Raw genomic sequence first — 18228 nt, forward strand, 5'->3', positions numbered from 1 at the left:
GGCATCTTACTGGCGTCAGGCGCCAGTAAGATGCCCTTCATGGCACCTCACGGCGGTTCCTGCGGCGACTCAGCCGTCCGCTGGCCGTCCTCACGCGAGCGCAGCGCCACGCCGATGACGACGGCGAGAATGCCAAGCGCCTCCATACCGGTCGGTACCTGCGCCAGCACGACGAGCCCGATCACGGTCGCCGTCACCGGCAGCAGCGCGAGCAAGAGTGCGAACGCGGCTCGACCGACCTTGCGCAGCACGAATTGGTCCAGCGTGTAAGGCACGACCGTGGAGAGCACGCCGACCCCGACACCGAGCGCCAACAGATCAGGTGCGCCCCACACTTCGCCGGTGCCAAGCGCGAGCGGCGAGAGCACCACGGTGGCCACCGCGAAACCGACCGCGAGGCTGTCGAAACCCGACACACCGGTGTCGGCGAGCGCGACCCGGTTGCCGAGCACGATGTAGCCCGCCCAGGCAGCCGCCGCCGCGAGCGCGAACGCCACGCCGAGGGGTTCGCCCGCGAGCTGGACGTCGGCGATGAGCACCACGCCGAGCGCGACCATCAACAGCGCGGCGATATCTCGGCGGGTCCGGGAGCCGAACGCGGCGACCACCACCGGTCCGACGAACTCAAGGGCGACCGCCGTGCCGAGCGGCAGCCGAGCGATCGCCTCGTAGAAGACCACGTTCATGCCCGCCGTCACGGTGCCGAACGCGCCAGCGAGCAGCAGCGCCTTGCCGCGCCACGCCGCGCGCGGTGGTCTGCGCCACGCCAGCAGCACCAGCGCCGCGCCGAGACACCGCAGCCAGGCCACGCCGGAGGGAGTGGCATCGTCGAACAGCCATACCGCCATCGCCGCGCCGACGTACATCGACGTTCCGCTGATGGCGAACAGCACCGGGGCGGGCGCCTGCGCCAGCCGGGGTGCCACACGCGATCCAGTCACCATGCCATAGTGCCTGACGTGCGCAAACGAGTTTCCATGACGGTCGGCTACTTGATCGTGATCTTCGGCTGCGACATCCGGACGAATTCGGCGTGACTGACATCCCAGCTTGGCGGGAACACTTGCGGTGGTGGAATCGTCTGCAACAGTAGAAGCAACGCATAACGGCGTTGAATCGAGTGGCATCGGGCTCACGATGCTGGGACGGAGGGAGACTCCAATGAGCGCAACGCTCACCCGCCCCGAGTTGACCAAGGCGGACCGCTGCGATCGCTGCAGCGCGGCGGCACAGGTCCGTGCGATCCTGCCCACCGGTGGTGAACTGCTCTTCTGCGGTCACCACGCCCGCCAGCACGAGAACAGGCTCAAGGAGCTTGAGGCCGAGATCCAACGCGACGAGACCGAGTAAGGCGTAGCTTGCCCCCTAGACGCCCTCGGGCGGGAATCCACAGCCGGGATTCCCGCCCGAGGTGTATCTAAGGACGGTGGACCCACGTGAGGAGTTGATCTGAAGACAGTTCGGTCGTCACAACGACCACAACGTCGTCAGATCAACACGTCAGGAGCCTGACACCTCACACCATGTCCAGCACGCCCTCGAACGCCGACTCCGCCGCTCCAAGAAGCTTCACGTCGGCGCCGAGCGCGGAGGTGACCACCCGCACTCCCCCAACGGCGCGGCTGACCATGCTGCGCTGGCGCACCTGCTCGCCGACGTCGTCCAGCACCGGTCGCGGCAGCGCGGCGAACAGGTCACCGAGGACGACCAGCTCCGGACCAAGCACGTTCACGATGCTGACGAGCCCGAGCGTGAGCCACTCCGCGAATTCCGCCAGGTGCTCGCCAGCGGTGCCCGCCTCCCCGAGCAGCCGCAGCTCAGCGACGATCGCTCCGCGTGGGCTGTCGTCGGGCAGGTCGAGCGCTCGCGCCAGCGCGGCCTCACCCACCTCGGTCTCCCAGCAACCGACGTTGCCGCAGTAACACCGTCTGCCCCCGGGCCGCACGATCATGTGGCCGATCTCGCCGACGTAACCGCCCCCACCGCGCAGCGACGATCCCTGAGCGATCACCCCGCCGCCGACGCCGACGTCGGCGGAGACGAACACCACGTCGTCGGAGTCACGCGCCACCCCGCGCAGGTGCTCGGCGAGCGCGGCGAACTCCGCGTCGTTGCCGACCGTGACGGGGATGCCGAGACCCGCGCTCATGGACTCACCGAGCGGCACGCCCTGCCAACGTAGGTTTGGCGCCTCGTGGATGTAGCCGTCCGAACGCCGGGCGACCCCGGGCACAGAGATGCCCGCCGCCACCGGGCGTACACCGAGGTCGGCCGCGAGCAGCTGTGTCGACTCGATCACGTGCGTGATGACCTCACTCGGCTCGCCCATGCGGCCATGCAGGTTCCACCGATTGCGGCCAAGGATCTGCCCGCCAAGGCCGACCAGCGCGATCGCGACATGCTCGACCTGGACGTCGACGGCGAGCACAACAGCGGCTTGCGGCTGCGGCAGCACCAGCAGGGAGGGACGGCCCGCCGCTCCCCTGCCTGAGCGCGGGACGCGCTCCTCGACGACGCCCGACTCGGCGAGCCCGTCGACCAGCGTCTTGATCGTGCTGCGGTTGAGCCCGAGCTCCGTCGCGAGCACCGCCCGCGTGCACGGCCCGGTGACGTGCAGCAGGCGGAGCAGGCTGGATCGGTTATACCGGCGCACCTCGTCGGGTCGGGCAACGGATGTGCTGGTCACGAGAGCATCGTCTCACTCCCTGTGCCACCACCCGTCACAGCACCAACCACAGTGCCGGCCACAGCGCCGGCCACGGTGCCCCCCAGCACACCATGGCCAGCACCGCCGGTACCGGTTCCCCCGTGCGGCATCACCGTGCCGCCGTCACCGCGCGCCTCCGCGAGAGCGCGTCGACCGTCGCGGCGAGCAGCAGGACAAGGCCGGTCACGATGGCGACCACGGCGGCGGGCTGCTGCAGCAAGCCAAGTCCGTTGGCGATGGTCGCGAGCACGGTGCCACCGATGACGGCGTCGATCACCTTGCCCCTGCCGCCGAACAGCGACGCCCCGCCGATCACGGCGGCGCCGACGGCGAACAGCAACGTGTTGAGACCACCGGCCTGCGGGTCCACCGAACCGACCTTCGACGAGTACACGATCGCGCCGAGCGCGGCCATCGAGGAGCACACCACGAAGGCGCTCGCCTTGACCTTGGTGACGTCGATGCCCGCCCTGCGCGCGGCCTCCTTGTTGCCGCCGACGGCGTAGATGTGGCGGCCGTAGCGGGTGCGGTTGAGCACATAGGTGCCGATGACGAGCAAACCGAGCACGATCGGCACGACGTACGGCACGCCGGAGATCTCGATGCTCTCGTTGGGCGAGCGGTTGACCGTCAGCAGTGCCGTCGCCACCAGGCCTAGCACCGCGACGATGCCAACCTTGAACAGCACAAGCGGCGTCGGCTGGGTGACGAGGCCCCGTTTGAGCCTGCGGAAATGCTGGCCGAGCGTTATCGCGGCGAATCCGCCCGCCGCGACAACGAAAAGCAACCAACTGCCCACAGTGGACAGGTTGCCGTTCGCGACCTTGTTCAGCACGTCCGACGTGCTGATGCCGATCACACCGCCCTCGCCGATGAACTGCAGGATCACGCCCTGCCACGTGAGGAACAGGGCCAATGTCACGACGAACGACGGCATGCCGATCTTAGCGACGAGAAAACCGGTGATGCAGCCGATCGCGGTGCCGACCGAGAGCGCCAGCAGCATCTCCAGCCACGGGTTCGCGGCCATGCCCGACAGTGAGATGGCCACGGCGACCAGTGACATCACCACCCCGGGCCAGATCCGCAGCAGCGCGGCGAGCACGGCGGCGAGTACAAGCACGGCGTTGAACACGATGAACACCATGGTGCCCATGCCACCGAGCAGGTTGCCGTTCTCGGCGTAGTGCATCGCGAGCACCGCACCTGCCACGCCGGAAGCCGTGCCCGCCGACAGGTCGATCTCGCCCACGAGCAGCACGAAGACGATGCCCATGGCGAGCATGGTCTGCCCCGCGCCCTGGGCGAGCAGGTTCGCGACGTTGTGCAGCGAGAAGAAGACGTCGGACAGCGACGAGAAAAGCACGAACAGCGCGACGAGGCCGAGCGCGGCGGGCAGCGAGCCGAGCTGCCCACCTCGCAGCCGGGCGAAGTAGTCGCCGATCGCCTCGGTGGTCGACATCGCGGTGGTGTCGATGCCGAAGTCGGTGATCGCCGCACCGGACGGCGCGGAAGAGGTCTGCGTCATGGTGGTTTCTTCCTTGTTCACTTCGCTCACACGACGGCGGTGTCGGGGCGGGCGAGGCCAAGCTCCCCGGAACGGCCCGCGGTGATCAGTTCGACGACCTGGCCATGGGTGACGTCCTTGGTGTTCACCTCGGCGGCGAGCCTGCCGAGGTAGAGCACGGCGACCCGGTCGGAGACCTCGAAGACGTCGGCCATGTTGTGGCTGATCAGCACGACGCCGAGCCCCTGCTCGGCAAGCCTGCGCACCAGGTCGAGCACCTGGCGCGTCTGCGCGACGCCGAGTGCGGCGGTCGGTTCGTCGAGCAGCACGACCTTGCTGTCCCAGAGCACCGACTTGGCGATCGCCACGGTTTGGCGCTGCCCACCTGACAGCGATGACACCGGCGTGCGCACCGACTTCACCGTGCGCACCGACAGCGATGCCAGCGTCTCCCTCGCGGCCTGTTCCATGCTCGCCTCGTCCAGCAGCCAGCCGTTGCCCCGCTCGCGGCCGAGAAACATGTTCTGCACGATGTCGAGGTTGTCGGCGAGCGCGAGGTCCTGGTACACGACCTCGATGCCGAGCCTCGCGGCGTCCTTAGGGCTGCGGATGTGCACCCGCTCGCCTTGGAACAACACTTCGCCTGAGTCGGCGGCGTGGATTCCCGCGATGCACTTCACCAGCGTGGACTTCCCAGCGCCGTTGTCACCGACCAGCGCGGTGACCTCACCGGCGCGCACCTTCAGGTCGACGTCGTGCAGCACGTGTACCGGCCCGAAGCTCTTGTTGAGTCCGTGCAGTTCGAGGAGGGGCTCACTCATGGTTGTCTCCGTGGTGCTGGGGCTGGCCGCGCCGCCAGCCCCAGCGGGTCGAGGTCGGTCAGGAGATGCCGAGTTTGTCGCAGACGTCTTTGACGTCGCGGACGCAGACGTCGCTGGCTGGCACGTAGCCCGCGTCGATCACGGTCTTGACGTTCTCCTTGGTGATCAGCTCCGGGTCGAGCAGTACCGACTTGACGTCGCGGTCGCCCTCCGGATCGTGCACGGTGTCCGATGCCAGTTCGTCGGCCGCGGCCGTGTCACCCTCGGCGAGCGCCGCCGCCAGCTTCGCGGTGGCCTCCGCCTCCTTCTCGATCGGCTTGAACACCGTCATGTACTGGTGGCCACGCAGAATCGCCTTGAGACCATCGGGCGTGGCGTCCTGGCCGGTGACCGGGACCTTGCCCGCGAGACCGTTCTTCTTCAACACGGTGATGATGGCGCCCGCGAGGCCGTCGTTGGCGGCCACGACGCCGTCGACCGTGCCGCCGTTGCTGGTCAGGATCTGCTCGAAGACCGTGCCGCCCTTCTGGTTGTCCCAGTTGTCGATGGGCTGGCTCTGCACGAGCTCCAGCTCGCCCGAGTCGTAGAGCGGTTGCAGCACGTTGCGCTGTCCCTCGTGGAACAGTGTCGCGTTGTTGTCGGTCGGCGCGCCCTCGATCTCGATGACCTCGGCGCCCTTCTCACCCTCGAGCGCCTCGGCGAGCCCTTCGCCTTGTAGTTCGCCGACGCGGACGTTGTCGAAGGAGACGTAGTAGTCCGAACCGCCACCCAGGTTGAGCCGGTCGTAATCGATGGTGGGAATGCCAGCGGCCTCGGCCTTGGACACGACAGCGCTGCCCACCTCGCTGTTGATCGCGGCGAGCACGAGGACGTCGACGCCCTTGGCGATCATGCCGTCGGCGAGCGTCGTGAACTTCTGTACCTCGCCTTGGGCGTTCTGCACGTCGGCTTCGAAGCCTTCCGCGCGCAGTGCCTTCTCCAGCAGGGGCTTGTCGAAGCCCACCCACCGTGACGACGTGGCCGTTTCCGGCAGAATCACGCCCACCGTGCCCTTCGTCGCTTCGTTCGAACCGGTGTCGGCGGCGGCGCCGTCGTCGCTCGGTGCGGTGTTCGCCCCGCACGCGCTGAGCACGAACACGCTGGCCGCCGCGGCGGTCGCGAGAAGTCTCTTGGTCCGCATCACTGGGAACCTTTCGGTCTAAGCTGGCGGCTTACCCGGCTGCGCCGAGGTCCCGCACTCGTAAATGTTGTGAGCGACAACATATTCCCGAGCACGAGGATGCGGAAGACCATCTGTATCGATTTAGTTCCCGACGTCAGGACACGATTCGGCAACGACGCCCGTCAGGAACCCATCGTGCGGTGTTCACCAGGAGCGCAATGTCGCAATGCGCTCCTCCAGTTGCTCCACCGTCGCCATCGCGGTCGGCGGGCCGCCACACACCCGGCGGAGTTCGTTGTGGATCGCGCCATGCGGTTTGTTCGTGCGGTGGTGATACATGCCGACGAGCGCGTTGAGCTCCTTGCGTAGCGCGGCACGCCGTTCCCGCATGCTGGCGGGCGCGGCCTGCTGCCTCGGCTCCGGTTCCGGCTCCTTCGGCTTCCTGCGCTTCTCATCGGCGAGCTGCTCCTCTTGCCGCTTGCGCAGCAACGCCCGCACCTGTTCTGGCTCCAGCAGGCCGGGCAGCCCCAGGTACTCCTGCTCCTCCTCCGATCCGGCGAAGACGGCGGTGCCAAACGAGTTGCCGTCGTAGATCACCTGGTCCAGCTCAGCGGAGGCGTGCAGCGACTGGAAACCTCTGTCGTCGTCGGTCTGCTCGTCCTCGGTGCGGTTGGCGGCGGCGAGCAGTTCGTCGTCCCAGCCGTCCTTCTCGCGATCTGGCTTGCCGAGCACGTGGTCACGCTCGGCTTCCAGCTGGCTGGCCAGTTCGAGCAACGTCGGCACGCTGGGCAGGAACACGCTCGCGGTCTCCCCCGGCCGTCGTGCCCGCACGAACCGACCGATGGCCTGCGCGAAGAACAGCGGCGTCGAGGCGCTGGTCGCGTAAACACCCACCGCGAGCCGGGGCACGTCCACGCCCTCGGAGACCATCCGCACGGCGATCATCCAGTGGTCGTCCGACTCGGCGAACTCGCCGATGCGCTTGGTCGCCTGCGGGTCGTCGGACAGCACGACCACCGGCTCGGTGCCGGTGACATCGCGCAAGATCTTGGCGTACGCCCTGGCCGCGTCCTGGTCGCTGGCGATGACAAGGCCACCGGCGTCCGGCATTCCGCCGGAGCGCAGCTGGGTGAGCCGCACGTGTGCGGCGTGCAGCACCGACGGTACCCACTCACCACTCGGGTCCAACGCGGTGCGCCACGCCCGCGCTGTCTGCTCCACCGTCAGGGGTTCCCCGAGCCGAGCGGTGAACTCCTCCCCCGCGTTGGTCCGCCAATGCGCCTCACCCGAGTAGGCGAGGAACACGACAGGGCGCACGACGCCGTCCGCCAGCGCGTCCGAGTAGCCGTACGAGTGATCGGCCTTGCTGCGCTGGACGCCGTCGCCGTCCTCTTCGTAGGTGACGAACGGGATCGGCGAGTCGTCGCTGCGGAAGGGCGTCCCGGTCAGCGCCACCCGTCGCGTGGCGGGGGTGAAGGCCTCGCGGATCGCGTCACCCCAGGACTTCGCGTCGCCACCGTGGTGGATCTCGTCAAGGATCACAAGCGTCTTGCGGTTCTCCGTGCGCACCCGATGCAACGTCGGATGCGCCGCGACCTGCGCGTAGGTGAGCGCGACACCTCGGAAGTCCGGTGAAACGGCGCCGTCGGCGTTGCGGAAGTTCGAGTCGATCGCGATGCCCGCGCTCGCCGCCGCGCTTGCCCACTGGTGCTTGAGGTGCTCAGTGGGAGTGACGATCGTGACACTGTCGATCGTGCGGTCGGACAGCAGCTCAGCGGCGATACGCAGGCCGAACACGGTCTTACCCGCACCCGGTGTAGCCACCGCGAGGAAGTCCTGCGGCTTGCGCGTGAGGTACTTCGTCAGCGCCCTCCGCTGCCACGCACGCAGCGGCTTCGCTGTCGCGTCCTGTTCCGGCTCTGGCGCGACGAACGTCTCCGGCAACTCGAGGCTCCTCTCTCCGCTGTCGGCACGGCGGACCACCGCACGGTCAGGACAGACGAATGCGCCCACACGAGAGCCATGCCGCAAGCGTCGCGGCACGCGGTGAGGGCGCCCGTTGAGGGTACCTGGCGGGTGCGGGTGACCGGGCACAGAGACACACCACGCGAGCGACAAGCCAAAATCACGGAAATAGACCATGCTGGGAAGTGACATGACTGCTCACGACAACGCGACGGGCCCCAGGGGCGAGCGGCCGAGGAAAGGACCGTTGCGCCTGATCGGGCGTACCCTGAGCAAAGCCTGGCGCGGCAACATCTTCTCCGAGTCCGCGGAAGCCGCGTTCTGGCAAGCGCTGTCCCTGGCGCCACTCATGCTCGGGCTGTTAGGCCTGCTCGGATACGTCAGCGACTGGTTCGGCCACCGCGTCGCGGCACGCGCCAGTGAGCAGATCATCAGCTTCAGCGATAAGGCGTTCAGCGCCGAGGTCGTCGAGAACATGGTCAAACCGACCGTTGAGGGCATGCTCACCGAAGGCAAGGGGGCCATCGCCTCGGTGGGCTTCGTGATCGCGCTGTGGGCGGGGTCCTCGGCGATGTCATCGTTCGTTGACGCCATCACGGTGGCGCACGATCAGCACGGCATCCGCAACGAGGTGTGGCAGCGGCTCTTCGCCCTGCTGCTCTACATCGGCAGTCTCGTGCTGCTGATCGTCGGGCTGCCGCTGATCGCCATCGGGCCCGACCTGCTGCCCCGGTTCTTCCCGGAGTCCTGGCAGGACATGATCGGTTTCTGGGTGCGGGTGCTGTACTACCCCACCCTCGGTGTGCTGCTCGTCGTCGCGCTCGCCACCCTGTACAAGGTGGCACTACCGCGCAAGCTGCCCTGGCACAGGGGTGTGCCCGGCGCGATCCTCGCGATGGCGATTTTCCTGCTGACCAGTGCCGGGCTCCGGTTCTACCTTGGCGGGATCTCGGCGACCGGCTACACCTACGGCGCGCTGGCCACGCCCGTGGCGTTCCTGTTGTTCCTGTTCTTCATCGGACTCGCCGTGGTCGGCGGGGCGTACTTCAACGCCGCCATCGAGGAGCTATGGCCAGCCAAGCCGACCCGCAGACAGCAACGCAAGTGGCGGCGACTGGAGCTGGAGCGGGCGAATCGCGCGCTCCATCCAGAGGGAGACTCGCGCGGCGAGCGGTCTCGTGGCGAATCTCACGATGGCCAGTCTGACCGCGACCCGTCTCGCGCTGGCGACGGGCAACCGCCAGCGCGGGACGGCGAGGATGACCGTCCCACAGCCACGAAGCCCGGGGCGGGGTCCGCGCCGGTGACGCCCAGCGCGAACCCGGACGCGCGGGCTCAATCGTTGTCGTCGCCGCCGGGTGGCAAGCCCTTGTAGATCTTCTCGCACTCCGGGCACACCGGCGAGCCGGGCTTGGCCGACTTCGTCACCGGGAACGTCTCACCGCAGAGCGCCACCACGAAGTTGCCCATGACCGCGCTTTCGGCGATCTTGTTCTTCTTCACGTAGTGGAACATCTCCGGCGAGTCGTCGTCGGTGACGTCCGTACCTTCCGGCCGCGTATCGACATCGGGAAGAACCTGAGTACTCACGCCTCCATTTTGCCTCAAGCCCAGCCGTGTCCCCCACCCACGCCACCGTGTCCGACGTTCCCGACGTTGTGTCCGACGTTCCCGACACCGTGTCTGACATTCCTGCCGTTGTGTTCGGCATTTCCGCCCGGTGGCGAGCGCGTTGGCGCGTTTCGGCACGATGCGAGGCATGGCTTTCTCGATCGCGCCGGAGGTGGCGGACGCACTCGCCGCCGCACGTCCGGTCGTCGCGCTGGAATCGACGCTGCTCGCCCACGGCTTGCCGAGCGGCCGGAACCGCGCGCTCGCGCAGCAGCTCGGCGACGCGATTCGGGCGGAAGGTGGCGTTCCTGCCACAATCGCCGTTCTCGATGGCACACCTACGGTGGGCCTCTCCGCTGATCAACTTGACCGTGTCTGCGCCGAAGGTCCAGCGCTGACCAAGCTCAGTGCGCGAGACCTCGGTCCCGCAATCGCGCTTGGTCGTTCCGGTGCGACGACCGTCGCGGCTACCAGCGTGCTGGCGCACCGTGCGGGCATCGGCGTGTTCGCGACCGGCGGACTCGGCGGCGTTCACCTGCCAGCACCCGGTGACGCCGCGACGTGGGATGTCTCGGCGGACCTCGGCGTCCTCGCGGCAACGCCGATCTTTGTGGTGTGTTCCGGAGTGAAGTCGGTGCTCGACATCGCGGCCACGCTCGAAGTGTTGGAGGCACGGTCGGTGCCGGTGCTCGGCTACCGCACCGACGACTTCCCCGCGTTCTACCTACGCTCGTCGGGGCACCGGGTGCCGTGGCGTGTCGATGATCCCCACGATGTCGCGGCCACCGTGCGCGCCCACCGCGAGCACGCGACGTCCGGGATCGTGCTCGCCAACCCGGTGCCGCCCGAGCACGAGATGGACCGTGCGCTACACGACCGGCTGCTCGCGGAGGGGCTGGACCGGTTGCGGGAGGCGGGCGTGTCCGGCTCGGACGTCACCCCCGTGCTGCTGGAGCACTTCCACACGGCCAGCGGCGGGGCGAGCGTAGCCACCAACGAAGCACTCGTGCTGGCCAACGCCAAGCTCGCCGCCCAAGTGGCGGTCACGCTGTCGAGATAGTGGCTGAGATGACTCACGGACGCCGCGACTGCGCCGTACGGCGTTCGGAGCGTCAGGAAGGAGGGACACAACGTCGGGAACGGGGGACACGGCGCTCAAGGGGGCGGGAGGAGCGCCAGCAGCGCGGATGGCCCCAAGGGGCGCGCACCTTCGGCTTCCACACGGGCGCGCAACTCACGATCAGCGGTGGCGACCAGCACGTGGTCATCCGGCGCATCCGCCAGCGCCTGCCGGGTGACGTCGACGATGGTGGTGTCACCGTCGCGCTCGGCGGCGACGACCTCGACACCCTCCACGCTGGCCGTGCCGCGCGCGGCACCCTCGACGACCAGCACGATGCGCGGCAGCCAGCACCACCGCTCGCTGCCCGGGATGCCGTCCTCTCCGCCGGGTATGCCGTCAGCCGCGAGGACGGCGAGGCGGTCGCGCAGCCGCTCGGCGGCACCGGCGCGGTCGCGCCACCAGCCATCCGGCACCGAACCCACCACGTTGGCGGCGTCCACGACCAGCACCAGCTGCCTGCCCACGTGTTCCCGCAACGCGGGCCACGCACGTGCGAAGTCGCGGTGTAACGGGTAATCAGCCACTTCGTGTGGCGGCACCCACCGCATCCCGGTGCTTTCCGAGTTCGCCGCACGCGCGTCGATCGCGCGTCGCACCGAGGCGAGCACCGTGGTGTAACGCCAAGTGCCGTGATCGACCACGGAGGTCGCCGTGAGCCGCACCGCGTACGCGGGCACAGCGGCCTCTTCCTCTGCCTCCCGTATCGCCGCCTGTTCGGCCGTCTCCGCGCTGCGCAACGCCCCGCCCGGCAACGCCCAGGTTCGGCCGTGGTGCACCCACCAGGCCCTGCGCTGCAGCAGGACACCGCGCTCAGGATCGGACAGCAACAGCCCCGCCGCACCGTTGGTGCCCCAGTGCACATTGCCGCACGCGCACCGCACGAACCCGTCACCGTCACCGAGAAGCACGACGCTAGCCTCGCATATCGTCGGCGGCGGCCGCCGCCAGTGTCGCGGCGCCGACGATACCCGCGTCACCACCGAGTTGGGCCGTCCTGATCCGCGCGAGCGGCCGATGCCCCGCCCCGGTTAGCACCGAGGCGTAGTGTTCGCGCGCGTCGTCGAGGAACAGCGGAGCGGACTCCGACACGCCGCCCGCGATGACGATCAGTTCCGGGTCATAGACATCGGCCACCAAAGCAAGACCCTCGCCGAGCCACGTCGCCAGCTGGGCCATGGCCTGCTTGGCGACGACGTCGCCCTCCCGCGCGGCCGCGGCCACCCGGCGTCCGGTCAGCGCGCTGTAATCGTCCGCGAACTCGCGCGCCAGCACGGTTGACGACGTTTCGTGCCTGGCAAGCAGTTCCAGTGCCGTCGTGGCGAGCGCCGTACCGCTGCAGTAGCGCTCCCAGCAACCGTGCTTACCGCACGAACACGCACGTCCGCCTGGCACGAGCCGCAGATGCCCCAGCTCCGGACCGACGCCGTGGGCACCGTGGAACACCGTGCCGTCCTGCAACAGCGCACCACCGATCCCGGTGCCGATCGCTACCAGCACCACCACTCCCGCGCCACGCGCCGCGCCGTAGGTGTACTCGGCGACAGCGGCGGCGTTGGCGTCGTGTTCGAGCGTCACCGGCAACCCGATCCGCGCGGCGACGCGGTCGGCGACAGCCGCGTCCCGCCATGGCAGATGCGGCGCGTAACGCACGGTGTTGCGGTCGACGGCGACGAACCCCGCGACGGCGAGACCGACCGCGGTAACCGGGTGCCGCTGTCGCAGCTCGTCGACGGCGTGCGCGATCGCCGACTCCAGCGCGTCGGCGTCGTCCGGGGTAGGCGCGAGGACGGTGTCGATCACAGCGCCGTGCTCGTCGACGACACCCGCGCGCAGACTGGTGCCGCCGACATCGATGCCGACCGCGTTCAGAACGTCTCCCGTTGATCGGCGGGCTCGGACGGCTGCGTGGACGCGGCCTTACGCACGGTGATCCGCTGAGCACGGGAACCACTGGCGCGGCCAGTGGCAGGGCGCGTGGGTGCGGTGGCGCGCGCCGCCGCACCTGGCCGGGTAGCGGTCCAGGTCGGTCCGCCGTCCTGCCGTTCCGTCCGTGGCACGCCGGGCATGTGGATACCCTCGCCCGGATACCAGCGATCGGCCAGCACGGCCCGCAGCACGCCGACCAACTGCGCGAGTTGCTCGATCGCTCGCGCGGAGAACTCCGGCTGATTACCGCGTGCCATGCTCACCACGGCGCACAGCGGACACCAGCCACAGTCGTATTGCGACGTCCCGTGCTCGGTGGCTGCCTCGTCGTCCGAAGCGGCGGAGTCGCCACCGAACAGCCCGCCGGTGTGTCCCGCCGCGACGAGCCCGTCCAGCCATGGCGCGGCGTGCTCCACGATCATCTCCACGAGCAGCATGATTTCCGTGCCGAGGTTGGCGACGGCCTCGTTGGCCGAGGCCCGCTCGGTTCGCTCGGTCATGCCTGGCCTCCTGGGTCCGTCAGCAGTACCACCAGACCGTCGGCGTCGGTCTCCGCGCCGATCACCTCGCACGGCCGCAACAGTCGTGGCAGCGCGACCAGTCTGCGGAACCCGTCGATGGTGATGGCCAGATCGTCGTCGATGCGCGCCAGGTCAACGTCGGCGTCCGGGGCGAGCGGCAGCGAGATCCGCAGCCGATAGCCCTCGTCGGACTCGGTGATGCGCAGCATAGGGGCGACGTCGTCGGCTTCGCCCGCCAGCGGGTCCCCGCCACCGTAGAGTTCCTTGGCGATCTCGGCAAGCGCGTCGAGCCCGACCGGCTCGGCCGCTCGGTGCTCAACCAACCGCACGCCGGACAACCCCGCCGCACCAGCCTCGGCGAGCACGGCCTCCTGCTGCGCCCTACGTTCCCGCAGCCACGATGCCGCGCCGCCACGCCACAGGCCAGCGGCGGGCATAAGACGGTTCGCCACGATGCCGTCGACGCGGATCCCCCGCAGTGCGAGCGCGGTCAGCGTGCGGCGGGTCTCGGCGACGACCATGCGTTCCGGAGTGAGCACCAGCCGCACCGTGGTGACCTCGCGGTCGGTGAGCATCGCGCGCAACGACTCGAGGTGGTTCCCCAGCTCCATCACCGACGCCGCCGCGCCGCTCAACGCCCGCGCGCGGGAGGACACCGGTTGCCACCCGTACACGCGGCGCAGGTAGCCCGCGACGGCTTCGGGCAGCGCGAACAGCCGCAGTGTCTCAGCGGTGGGGCCGCAGTCGACGACGACGGCGTGCCAGTGCTTGGTCGCGGTGAGGCGCCGCACCTCACCGAGGGCCAGCAAGTCGTCAACGCCGGGCAGCACGGTCAGCTCCGCCGCGTCCAGCGCGTCAACGCCGATACCGGACAGCGCGTGACCGAGCTGACCGCGCAGCCGCTGCCACGCGCTGTCGGCCAGCGAGCGGCTGTCGATCTGCACCGCGTCCAGTCGTCTGTCTACTTCGGTCGGTTCGGGACCGAGCCGCATTCCGTAGGCGTCGGCGAGTGAGTGCGCGGGGTCAGTTGAAACGACGAGCGTCCGCTTGCCCTGTGTGGCCAGCGTGGCCCCGGTGGCGGCGGCCAGCGTGGTCTTGCCGACCCCTCCCTTTCCGGTGAACAACACCAGCCGCACGCTAAAGACCACTCTCCGCGCGCCGCTTCAGCTCCTTCAACGCGATGTCCATGATCATCTTTTCCGCCTTGCGCCGCAGCTGGCCGATCATCGGCAACGCGAGTTCCACCGACAGGGTGTAGGTCACCTCGGTCTGGCCGTCGTCGAGCGGGGTGAGTTCGTAGCGGCCCCGCTGCGCCTTCTGCATCTGCCCCTTGACCAGGTGCCAGCTGACGCTGAGCCCGTCCGGCGCCCAGTCGTACTCCAGCGTGTAGACGTCCTTGACCGGCCCAGCGTCGAGGGTGAACGTGACCCGGTGCGCCTGGCCGTTCGCATCGCGTTCCAGGATCTCGGTGGACCGCACCGCCTTCGCCCACTCAGGATAAGACTCCAGATCGGCGATCACCGCCATGATCTGGTCTGGTGGGGCGTCGACGACGATCGACTGAGTGGACTCGTCGGCCATGCCCATGAGGGTAGCCGCATCGCCCGACACCGCCAGAACGACGGGTCCCATGTGTCACCACCGGAGCACCAACGGGCGTTCGCGCAGCTTGAAGTGCCCTGCGTTGCAGCACTCCGTCCCGCCGATGCGCAGCCGCTCCGCCAGCGGCTGGTGCACGTGGCCGAACAACGACCAACGCGGTCGCTCCCGCTCGATGGCATCACGCAGGCTTGGCGCGCCCGCCTCGGAGCGTTTGGTGACGACGTCGTAGGTCAACTCGGGTATGTCCGGCGGGATATGGCTGCACAGGACGTCGATCTGGCCGAGCCCGGCGACCGCCTCGGCGAACTCGTCGTGCGATCGCAGGTACGGCGTCCACGCCGACGAGGTGCGGAGGGGCGCGTTGTCAGGGCGCAGCGAGCCGCCGACAAAGCCGAAGCGCAGCCCGCCGATCTTGGCGACGTCACCGTCGAGAACGTGGATCTCGCCGCCCGCGAACTCCGGCCACAGCCACGGTGCGTCCACGTTGCCCGGAGTGGCATAGGTAGGCGCGGTCATGGCACCGAACAGTTCGGCATACTGCTCCCGGATCGCTTCCTCGACCCGGGCAGCGGCCTCGTCGAGGCTGCCCCACAGCTCGCGCGAGTACGCGATGGTCGCCTCGCGATCACCGGAACGGCGCAGGTCGGCGAACACCTTCACCTTCTCGGCGCCGAACAGCCTGCCGAGGATCCCCTTCTCGTGCTGGTGGTAGTCGACGAAGTCGATGAGGTCACCGAGGACGACGAGGGCGTCGGCGCCGTCCCCCGCCCTGGCGAGGGCGTCGGCGTTGCCATGGACATCGGACACGACGTGTACGCGCACTGCGGTTGTCCCCTCGCTGGTCGGTGTTAGCACGACAGCATCGGTCGTGAGTGGTTAGCCGGGTGAGAACACCGCTAGCCACTCACGACCGACGGTGGCACGCCCGGCTGGCGGCCGTCTTCCAAGGCGTCCTTCAGTCCGAGCGCGATCGACTTGGCCGCCCGTGCCCGCGCGTCGTACTCGCGGGCGAGCTGACGCGGGGGTAGATCGAGCGGGTTACCAGCGGTGTCTGCGGGCGTGGCGCGCAGAAAGTAGTGCAGCAACGTGCCGTCCAGCATCGCCTCGCACCAGACCTCCATGGTGCCGACGAGGGCTCCGCGTACCGTCCAGCGCATGCCCTCGTCACCCCGGTCGCGGTACACCTTCAGCACGAGGTCGGGCCAGTAGCGCGACCACGAACGTGGGTCGGCGAACGCGGCGGCGACCGTCGAGGGCGGCACGGCGAGGAATGTCTCGTCCACGAGATCGATCGCCGGAACTGCGGGAATACTCACCTGGTCAGATAATACGGTCACGGCCTGAAGAATCTCACGCCGCCGGGTCGAGGCATCCGGCATGGCCCCCGAAATCGGGCCACCGTTAGAGTTACCCCGAGGTAACCGGTGTCGTAAGAGAGGTTGTCATCGTGCGCGAGTACACCGCTGCGTCCGCCCCGGACATCTCGGCTGAGGAGAACCTCACCGACGTCATTTGGGCGCACGCCGAGCGACACGGCGACGTCGTCAGCTTCCGCCGTCAGGTCGACGGCGCCTGGCACGACGTCACGGCGCGTGACTACGCGGCGGAGGTGCTCCGCGTGGCGAAGGGCCTCATCGCCGCGGGTATCAATACCGGCGACCGGGTCGGCCTCGTCGCCAAGACACGCTACGAGTGGACGCTGCTGGACTTCGCCATCTGGACGGCGGGCGGTGTGACGGTGCCGGTGTACGAGACGTCCTCGCCGGACCAGATCGCCTGGATCCTGTCGAACTCCGGGGCGAAGGCCGTGATCGTGGAGACCGACGAGCACCGCGCGCGCGTCGATGAGGTAGCGGGCAAGCTCGGCGACCTGGACAACATCTGGCAGATCGAGGGCTCGGGCTCCGCGACCCCCGCCGTGACCGCACTCACCGAGCTCGGCGTCGACGTCAGCGATGACACCGCACACGAGCGGCGCCGTTCGGTCGGCGCGGACGACCTCGCCACGATCGTCTACACATCGGGCACGACTGGCCGCCCGAAGGGCGTCGCACTCACCCACCGCAACCTGCTCGCCGAGATCCGTGCCTGCGTGGCCGCGCTGCCGAGGTTGCTAGCCGAGGGCAACTCGATGCTGGTGTTCCTGCCGCTCGCGCACATCCTGGCCCGCGCGATCGCGCTGATGGCGGTGTACTCGCGAGTCACGGTCGGTCACACGCCGGACCCGAAGACATTGCTGGACGACCTCGCCCAGTTCCGACCTAGCGCCGTCGTCGCGGTGCCGAGGGTCTTCGAGAAGGTCTACAACAGCGCGAAACTCAAGGCGCACTCCGAGGGCAAGGGAAAGATCTTCGACGCGGCCGAGCGAACCGCCATCGCCTACAGCGAGCGGCTGGACACGTTCCCGCTGCCGGTGGGGCTCAAGATCAAACATGCGATCTTCGACAAGCTGGTCTACAGCAAGCTGCGCGCGGCGCTGGGTGGTCGCTGCCTTGGTGCGGTGTCCGGTGGCGCGCCGCTGGGCAGCAGGCTGGCGCACTTCTTCCGGGGCATCGGCGTCACGGTGTATGAGGGCTACGGGCTCACCGAGACGTCGGCGGCCGCCGCGGTCAACACCGAGGGCGCCATCAAGATCGGCACCGTGGGCAAGCCGGTCGCGGGCACGTCCGCACGGATCGCGGAGGACGGCGAGATCCTACTCAAGGGTGACGTCGTGTTCGGCGGCTACTGGCAGAACGAGGAGGCCACCGCCGAGGCGCTGGAGGATGGCTGGTTCCACACGGGTGACCTCGGATCGATCGACGACGACGGCTTCCTGTCGATCACCGGCAGGAAGAAGGAGATCATCGTCACCGCGGGCGGCAAGAACGTGGCGCCCTCTGGACTGGAGGACACGCTGAAGTCGAAGCCGCTGATCAGCCAGGCCATGGTGGTCGGTGACCAGCGGCCGTTCATCGCCGCGCTGGTCACCATCGACGAGGAGTTCTTCCCGACCTGGAAGGAACAGCAGGGCAAGCCGGCTGAGGCGACCGTGGCCGACCTGGCCGACGATCCCGACCTGCGAGCGGACGTGCAGGCCGCCGTCGACGAGGCGAACACCTTCGTGTCGCAGGCAGAGGCGATTCGGAAATTCACCGTGCTGCCGGAGGACTTCACCGAGGCGGCGGGCGAGATCACACCGAGCCTGAAACTCAAGCGCAACGTCGTCGGCGAGCACTACGCCGACACGATCGAGCGGCTGTACCAGTCCTGAGCCCGGCCAGCACGGCGGCGGCGCGGCTAT

At 68.6% G+C, this 18228-nt stretch carries 18 protein-coding genes; 4 read left to right on the plus strand and 14 right to left on the minus strand.

What is annotated here, in order from left to right; translation table 11 throughout:
* Nucleotides 1-47 precede the first annotated feature (47 nt).
* Complete coding sequence (locus ACFQGD_RS20560; RefSeq protein ID WP_345397861.1) at nt 48-866, minus strand: EamA family transporter; 819 nt, start codon at nt 864-866, stop codon at nt 48-50.
* Between the two features lie 295 nt (nt 867-1161).
* On the opposite strand from ACFQGD_RS20560, the gene ACFQGD_RS20565 reads away from it, so the two are divergent.
* Nucleotides 1162-1350, plus strand: a complete 189-nt coding sequence (locus ACFQGD_RS20565) for a DUF7455 domain-containing protein (RefSeq protein WP_034272747.1) — start codon at nt 1162-1164, stop codon at nt 1348-1350.
* Nucleotides 1351-1516: 166 nt separating this feature from the next.
* On the opposite strand, the gene ACFQGD_RS20570 is transcribed toward ACFQGD_RS20565, so the two are convergent.
* The 5 genes from ACFQGD_RS20570 to ACFQGD_RS20590 form a co-directional block, all read right to left on the minus strand.
* The gene (locus ACFQGD_RS20570; RefSeq protein WP_345397179.1) at nt 1517-2686 is read right to left on the minus strand and encodes an ROK family transcriptional regulator; all 1170 of its coding nucleotides are present in this window, start codon (nt 2684-2686) and stop codon (nt 1517-1519) included.
* 130 nt (nt 2687-2816) lie between these two features.
* Nucleotides 2817-4235 carry a sugar ABC transporter permease gene (locus ACFQGD_RS20575; protein WP_345397182.1) on the minus strand — a complete coding sequence of 473 codons (1419 nt, stop codon included), beginning with the start codon at nt 4233-4235 and terminating at the stop codon, nt 2817-2819.
* Nucleotides 4236-4261: 26 nt separating this feature from the next.
* A complete protein-coding gene (locus ACFQGD_RS20580; RefSeq protein ID WP_345397185.1) occupies nt 4262-5035 on the minus strand; it encodes an ATP-binding cassette domain-containing protein in 774 nt (257 codons plus the stop codon).
* 58 nt (nt 5036-5093) lie between these two features.
* Nucleotides 5094-6215 carry a sugar ABC transporter substrate-binding protein gene (locus ACFQGD_RS20585; RefSeq protein WP_345397188.1) on the minus strand — a complete coding sequence of 374 codons (1122 nt, stop codon included), beginning with the start codon at nt 6213-6215 and terminating at the stop codon, nt 5094-5096.
* Between the two features lie 186 nt (nt 6216-6401).
* Nucleotides 6402-8141: a DEAD/DEAH box helicase gene (locus ACFQGD_RS20590; RefSeq protein WP_345397191.1), complete on the minus strand. Its 1740-nt coding sequence runs from the start codon at nt 8139-8141 to the stop codon at nt 6402-6404.
* A 211-nt stretch (nt 8142-8352) separates the two neighbouring features.
* Here ACFQGD_RS20590 and ACFQGD_RS20595 point away from each other — a divergent pair, with 211 nt between their 5' ends.
* Nucleotides 8353-9537, plus strand: coding sequence for a YhjD/YihY/BrkB family envelope integrity protein (locus tag ACFQGD_RS20595; RefSeq protein ID WP_345397194.1), 1185 nt, complete (start codon nt 8353-8355; stop codon nt 9535-9537).
* On the opposite strand, the gene ACFQGD_RS20600 is transcribed toward ACFQGD_RS20595, so the two are convergent.
* Nucleotides 9498-9752, minus strand: coding sequence for a DUF3039 domain-containing protein (locus ACFQGD_RS20600; protein WP_345397197.1), 255 nt, complete (start codon nt 9750-9752; stop codon nt 9498-9500). The genes ACFQGD_RS20595 and ACFQGD_RS20600 overlap by 40 nt on opposite strands.
* A 169-nt stretch (nt 9753-9921) precedes the next feature.
* On the opposite strand from ACFQGD_RS20600, the gene ACFQGD_RS20605 reads away from it, so the two are divergent.
* On the plus strand, nt 9922-10833 hold the full coding sequence (locus tag ACFQGD_RS20605) for a pseudouridine-5'-phosphate glycosidase (protein ID WP_345397200.1): 912 nt from the start codon (nt 9922-9924) through the stop codon (nt 10831-10833).
* A 95-nt stretch (nt 10834-10928) separates the two neighbouring features.
* Here ACFQGD_RS20605 and ACFQGD_RS20610 read toward each other — a convergent pair whose 3' ends face one another.
* The 7 genes from ACFQGD_RS20610 to ACFQGD_RS20640 all read right to left on the minus strand — a co-directional run bounded on the left by ACFQGD_RS20610 (nt 10929) and on the right by ACFQGD_RS20640 (nt 16255).
* Complete coding sequence (locus ACFQGD_RS20610) at nt 10929-11804, minus strand: NUDIX domain-containing protein (protein ID WP_345397203.1); 876 nt, start codon at nt 11802-11804, stop codon at nt 10929-10931.
* 4 nt (nt 11805-11808) lie between these two features.
* Nucleotides 11809-12765, minus strand: coding sequence for an ROK family protein (locus tag ACFQGD_RS20615; RefSeq protein WP_345397864.1), 957 nt, complete (start codon nt 12763-12765; stop codon nt 11809-11811).
* Nucleotides 12762-13322: a hypothetical protein gene (locus tag ACFQGD_RS20620; RefSeq protein ID WP_345397207.1), complete on the minus strand. Its 561-nt coding sequence runs from the start codon at nt 13320-13322 to the stop codon at nt 12762-12764. The genes ACFQGD_RS20615 and ACFQGD_RS20620 overlap by 4 nt, the downstream gene beginning before the upstream one ends.
* Nucleotides 13319-14479 (minus strand): ArsA family ATPase, encoded by a 1161-nt coding sequence (locus ACFQGD_RS20625; RefSeq protein WP_345397210.1) that lies wholly within the window; start codon nt 14477-14479, stop codon nt 13319-13321. The genes ACFQGD_RS20620 and ACFQGD_RS20625 overlap by 4 nt, the downstream gene beginning before the upstream one ends.
* 1 nt (nt 14480) lies before the next feature.
* Nucleotides 14481-14924 carry an SRPBCC family protein gene (locus ACFQGD_RS20630; protein WP_345397867.1) on the minus strand — a complete coding sequence of 148 codons (444 nt, stop codon included), beginning with the start codon at nt 14922-14924 and terminating at the stop codon, nt 14481-14483.
* A 54-nt stretch (nt 14925-14978) separates the two neighbouring features.
* The gene (locus tag ACFQGD_RS20635) at nt 14979-15767 is read right to left on the minus strand and encodes a metallophosphoesterase family protein (protein WP_345397213.1); all 789 of its coding nucleotides are present in this window, start codon (nt 15765-15767) and stop codon (nt 14979-14981) included.
* Between the two features lie 74 nt (nt 15768-15841).
* A complete protein-coding gene (locus ACFQGD_RS20640; RefSeq protein ID WP_345397870.1) occupies nt 15842-16255 on the minus strand; it encodes a polyketide cyclase / dehydrase and lipid transport in 414 nt (137 codons plus the stop codon).
* Nucleotides 16256-16392: 137 nt separating this feature from the next.
* On the opposite strand from ACFQGD_RS20640, the gene ACFQGD_RS20645 reads away from it, so the two are divergent.
* Entirely contained in the window at nt 16393-18198 is a 1806-nt protein-coding gene (locus ACFQGD_RS20645) for an AMP-dependent synthetase/ligase (protein WP_345397216.1), read from the plus strand.
* The last annotated feature ends 30 nt before the right edge of the window (nt 18199-18228 follow it).

Source organism: Haloechinothrix salitolerans (genome assembly GCF_042662605.1).
GTDB classification, from domain to species: Bacteria; Actinomycetota; Actinomycetes; order Mycobacteriales; family Pseudonocardiaceae; genus Haloechinothrix_A; species Haloechinothrix_A salitolerans.